We start from the raw sequence: 4,983 nt of genomic DNA on the forward strand, positions 1-4,983 counted from the left end.
GCAGGACGGTCCACAGAATCCCGAGACCCGAACCCGCATAGCGGGATTTAATATCCTTCACGAGAAAATACTTGACGAGGCTTATCAGGTTTGACATCGAATATATAATATACTATAATTTGATTTCCATATACACCAGTAGAGACATACAGAGAGTTCTCCTTTGAAAAAGGCACTGATACTCACCGGTTTTGACCCCCTCACCCATACAGGAGGAATCGAGGCATTCACAAAGACCCTCCTCAGGCTTTTCGAATCGATGCACATACAGGGCGACCTCCTCTGCGCCTCTGATTTCGGAAATACCTTCAACCTCCATCATGAGTTCAGCGGACGGGTATACGCCGCGGGCAGAAGCCTGCTCTCCCTTGATACCGGCGAGTATGAATGCATCGTCTCCAATGGGTACTATGGCGGAGGATATTTTCCCAAAACCGTGAAGACCTTTACGATTTTTCACTCGACCCATGCAGGGTATGCCGATGCGATCAAGGGCTGCATTCCTCACAGCACCTACCTTGAAATACGCAACATCGTCGGGGACGTGCTTGAGCGAAGTGCTGCTTCCGGGGCAAAGATAATCGCCGTGAGTGAGCTTGTGAAAACCGAACTTCAGGAGTATTACGGACTTCAGGATATTGATGTTATTCCTGATCCCGTTGACACGGACGTTTTTTCGCCAACCCTAGGCAAGGAAGAGGCGAGGGAGAAATACGGCATTCACCGTTCACGAAGGGTGGGGCTCTTCGTCGGCAGGTGGGAAATATCGAAAGGAAAAGACATCGCCGAAAGGATAATGGCGGATATGAGAGATCTGTTCTGGGTTATTGTGACTGCATCGGGTGGAGAGAGTCCCCCGCCTCGGGGTGAGAACATTCTCACGCTTTCCGGTCTCAACCGTTCAGAGATGGCAGAGATCTATAGACTGTCTGATTTCATGTTGTCCCCTTCGAGATATGAAGGATTCGGATTGGCTGCCGCCGAGGCGATGGCATCGGGGATTCCCGTCATAGGAACCCCAGTCGGGTTTCTCGGAGAGATCTGCGGGGAAAGACCCTTCTCGGCAGTTTCTGTCAGCGCAGATCCTCGTGATGAAGGCGCTACGACGCTGGCGATGAAAGAGTCAATACAGAGACTCTTCTCCGACAGCGAACTCTATAGAGAAATTTCTGAAAAAGGCAGGACATTCATCTCGAACAATTACGGTTTCGTGCACTGGCAGGAACGGATGAAAAAGGCCTTATGTCTGAATTAGATAGCATCAGACATGAACTGCGCGATATTGAAAGGGCGCTCGTTCTGTCTCCCCATCCTGATGATGAGACCCTCGGGTGCGGCGGCACCATGGCCCGCTATTCGGGAAAAATCGATTTTACCGTCGCCGCTCTTTCGAACGGTGAGGCGGTTAACATACCCGAAGATAACAGGGCTGACCTGAGGAGGCGAGAACTGAGCGACGCCCTGGGAATCCTCGGCATAAAGGACAGGGTCTTCCTAGATATCCCCGATGGAAAGTTTTCTCATTACAAGGTCGAAATACGGGAAAAACTCTCCGAGTTGATCACGCTGAAAAACCCCCAGATGATTTTTTCTCCCTCGCCGCTTGATCTCCATGAGGATCACAGGGAGACCGCTCTTGCCTGCATTGAGATTCTCGAAAAAATGCCCTCTATCAAAATCGCCTTCTACGAAATATACAATCCGATCCGGTTTAATACGCTCGTCGACATCAGCGGCCAGATAGAGATAAAGAAAGAGGCCCTCGCCCGCTACCATTATAGTCTGCTCGGAAAAGAAGATATCTTCATCGCATCGGTTACTTCCCTGAATAGGTTCAGGTCGCTCTTCGCCCTCAGGGATTCCTATTACGAGGCGTTCTGGATGCCGGCCGCCGTCGTCGGTCTGACCGACGCGCTGAACTGGCTCACCTGCAATGTCTCTCCTCCTACGCCTGAAGACAGGCTGCTCAGCTCCCTCAGGGTCGCAGACTCGCTCGTGCATGAATTCAGGACAGCCGAAGACGAACTGAAGGAAAAGACCGAGACCGCTCTTTCTCTCTCTCAGGAACTCAGGGATAGGGAAGAGACGATACGTTCTTTACAAGAGAGACTGCGGTTCATCGAAACAAGCCTCTCATGGAAGCTGGTCGGAAGATTTCGCAAGATCAAGAGTGGTCTCCTGCCTGAAGGGACCCAGAGGAGGAGACTCTATGACAAGGTTATCGGCTCCTTGAAAAACTCGATTTCTTAAATTTTCTTGCCCGGGCAACTCCGGGGAAAAGGGTGAGAAGCATTCCCACCGACAGTACCGAAACAATCGTGCCGACGAGCCGGTAGCGGCCCGCCTTGAACTCCAATTCGATCTGAATGATACTTCTCTCCCTGCATAGTATCATCAAACTTCTTCCTCACTGATATGAATGGTTCTGTTGTGTTGTGGCGACGGGAAGCAATCTTGCTCTTGCAGCGGCGATTCCCCTGACCCCTTTCTTCCTCTCGTCATTGGGACCTTCGATACAGGGAATTGTCGGGCTTAAGGGAGGGGCAAAAAAAGAGGGGCCTTTCAGCCCCTCTATGGTCTCGATGTGTAATCTCTTCTAATAGCAGTAGGCGTTGATCCACCCGGCGGTTACCGTCGAAGTCGTGTTGACAAGAAGGACGTAGTAGGTGTCGAATTGCTGCCAGTCAGGAGTATACCAGGTTTTATTCTTATCAGCAGCAGCAGTGCCGATAGTAATAGTTTCGCCGGTAGGAGACCCAAAATTAAAGGCTGTGAAATATATTCCGTCCTGCGACTTCGTACCGGCATTCGTTGGGCCCCACAGTGTCAACAAGGTATTATAATCAGCCATTGTCGGAGGAGGTGTCGTATTGCTGCCGTTTGTCTTCTTCACAACTGCGGCAACGTGAGGAGCACTCTGCTGTTGATTCGTCGCGATCCTCAACTGGCCGTTGCCCCCGCAATTGGCGGGGAGTGTAAAGTAGTAAAGCCTTGTCTGACCGCCGCCGAGGTTATCAAATGTCGGATTGGAATTCATCGCAAGATAGGTGCCCTGATATCCTGTCGACGATGAGGTGTATGCAGTACAACTGTCATTATTGCCTCCATTCGATCCCTGGCAGGTCCAAGTCCACGGGCCGGTCCCATTGACAGTAGTCGCTGTCCCCACGCTGCAGAGGCCGCTCGTTGGAGCTGATGACAGTGTAGCCCCGTTTGCTGTTCCGCAGTCTCCGTTTATTGGCGTGGGAGTTCCCTGGGTTGCATTACAGGTTACCGCCAGTAGTTTATCCTGTGATTTGCACTTCCATGTCCAGCCTCCGGTTATGGCCGTAACTCCGCTGCCGCCAAGCACAGACCCTGCGCCGCAAAGACTAGGGGAAGTGTTTGTGGGAGGGTTCGTGGAAGAGTATGCCTGCCCGTTGGCCGCACCGCACGTAGGGAGGAGTCCAGTACAATTCGCCGATGTGCCGCCGCCCGTACCCTGACAGCTCCAGGTCCACGGACCTGAACCGGTAACTGTGGTGGCACTACCCGCGGTGCAAAGAGTGGCAGGAGAGGGGGCTGCTGATAAGGCCTGTCCGTTAGAAGAACCGCAGGAACCATTTGTAAAGGCGACATTTGCGAAACAACCTGCTGCCGTGCCGCCATTCAATCCCGCACAGGTCCATGACCACGGCCCCGTGCCGGTGACAGTTGGCTGAGTTCCCGCCGCACTGCAAAGGTTGGTGGAAGGCTTCGAAGAGAATGTCTGTCCGTTAGAAGAACCGCAGGAGCCATTTATAATCTCATTAAAGGTTAAAATAGTAATAGGGCTGCCACTAACAGTGGCTGCGCAATTGGCGTCAACTTGAACAACAAACGGAGGATACTGCAACTGAGAGCCCATCCCATCTACAGAAACCACATATGATTTGCCGGGCTGGATGGATGCATTTGAAAATGCGTAATACCCCTGACCGCTGCATATACTTGCGTTGTTAGCATCATTTGGATCAATGGCGTAGATCACATCCGGATTTAATGCAGAGGTGGATTGCCCTAACATTATTTGTTTCAGATACACAAACGTGCCGAGTCCCTCCTGAGCTGCCGTCCCGCCCATAAAATTGACGCACCCCCAAATGACGGGGTTTGCCTGCCCCGAACAGTCGGCAGCTGAAGCATTCGCCGCGAGACACAGTCCTCCTATCAGAATTATGAACAAGACCGCAGCTGTCCATATATTTCTTCTTCTACTCTTCATACAAAAACCTCCTCTGTTCATGTTCCCTTTACTAAGGTGAATCCTCACTCAAATATAGAGATTCTTCACAATCTTTTTACCGTTCCTTTAACATACCATAAGATAGTTGCAGATAGAATTAAGCTTTCTTAATAGATAGTCCTCATTATGCTAAATTTAGGAGCAAATGGCGTACCCAGACATTCTGAGATGGACTTCGGCTTTTAACCTTAGATTATACAAAAAGAAAATGACCTTAGAAAGAACTGCCGAGCGGCCCTGCGACTGCGAGAAGTAACAGGGAATGTCACCTGACTGACGAAATCTGACCTGGAGCAAACCGTTCACTTGCAGCGGCGATTCCGCTGACCGCTTTTCTTTCTCGCCATTGGGGCCTTCGATACAGGGGCTGGTCGGGCTTAAAGGAGGGCAAAAAAAGAGGGGCCTTTCAGCCCCTCTCTCGTGTCTATCTGTATCTCTTCTAATAGCAGTAAGCGTTGATCCACCCGGCGGTTACCGTCGAAGTCGTGTTGACAAGAAGGACGTAGTAGGTGTCGTATTGCTGCCATTCAGGGGTGTACCAGGTTTTATTTTTACTATTGGCAGCGGTATTAATAATAATAGTTTCGCCGGTAGGAGACCCAAAATTAAAGGATGTGAAGTATATACCGTCCTGTGACTTCGTGCCTGCATTCGTTGGGCCCCACAGTGTCAACAAGCTATTATAATCAGCTATTGTCGGCGGGGGCGTCGAAGTGCTG

3 protein-coding genes are annotated in these 4,983 nt (G+C 50.9%); 2 read left to right on the forward strand and 1 reads right to left on the reverse strand.

The genetic code is table 11. The features are described 5' to 3' along the window. Window positions 1-163 precede the first annotated feature (163 nt). Both VEI96_11505 and VEI96_11510 read left to right on the forward strand, forming a co-directional pair. Window positions 164-1,255: a glycosyltransferase family 4 protein gene (locus VEI96_11505; GenBank protein HXX58618.1), complete on the forward strand. Its 1,092-nt coding sequence runs from the start codon at window positions 164-166 to the stop codon at window positions 1,253-1,255. Beyond that, entirely contained in the window at window positions 1,243-2,250 is a 1,008-nt protein-coding gene (locus tag VEI96_11510; protein HXX58619.1) for a PIG-L deacetylase family protein, read from the forward strand. The genes VEI96_11505 and VEI96_11510 overlap by 13 nt, the downstream gene beginning before the upstream one ends. A 346-nt stretch (window positions 2,251-2,596) precedes the next feature. On the opposite strand, the gene VEI96_11515 is transcribed toward VEI96_11510, so the two are convergent. Further along, window positions 2,597-3,352 (reverse strand): hypothetical protein, encoded by a 756-nt coding sequence (locus VEI96_11515; protein HXX58620.1) that lies wholly within the window; start codon window positions 3,350-3,352, stop codon window positions 2,597-2,599. Between the last annotated feature and the right edge of the window lie 1,631 nt (window positions 3,353-4,983).

This window comes from Thermodesulfovibrionales bacterium, assembly GCA_035622735.1.
Lineage (GTDB): Bacteria > Nitrospirota > Thermodesulfovibrionia > Thermodesulfovibrionales > UBA9159 > DASPUT01.